1 rRNA gene (running past one end of the window) is annotated in these 360 nt (G+C 50.0%); it reads right to left on the bottom strand.

What is annotated here, in order from left to right:
- Positions 1 to 360: ribosomal RNA gene (locus J4G07_07440) — 23S ribosomal RNA — on the bottom strand (its annotated part continues 144 nt past the right edge of the window); the annotation flags it as partial.

Here is a 360-nt window from a genome sequence, read left to right as displayed (position 1 = left end):
TCACAGTACTTCGTTCACTATCGGTCGCCAGGGAGTATTTAGCCTTAGGAGGTGGTCCTCCTGGATTCCTACAGGTTTGTCTATCCCGTAGTACTTGGGGTACTCGTTGAAAAGCGTCACTTCTTTCGTCCACGGGACTTTTACCCTCTCCGGTTGCTCTTTCCAGAGACATTAGACTAGAAGCACGTTCCTTTCTGGTGTGTCTGTATCCACACCTAACGAACCCCACAACCCCCGATATACAACGCACACAGGCTTGAACATATACCGGGTTTGGGCTCTTCCCTTTTCGCTCGCCGCTACTGGGGGAATCGAGGTTTTCTTTCTTTTCCTCAGGGTACTGAGATGTTTCACTTCTCC

This window comes from Candidatus Poribacteria bacterium, assembly GCA_021295715.1.
GTDB lineage: Bacteria > Poribacteria > WGA-4E > WGA-4E > WGA-3G > WGA-3G.
Note: the sequence above shows the minus strand (reverse complement) of the source record. Positions and strands in the feature narration are given on the sequence as shown.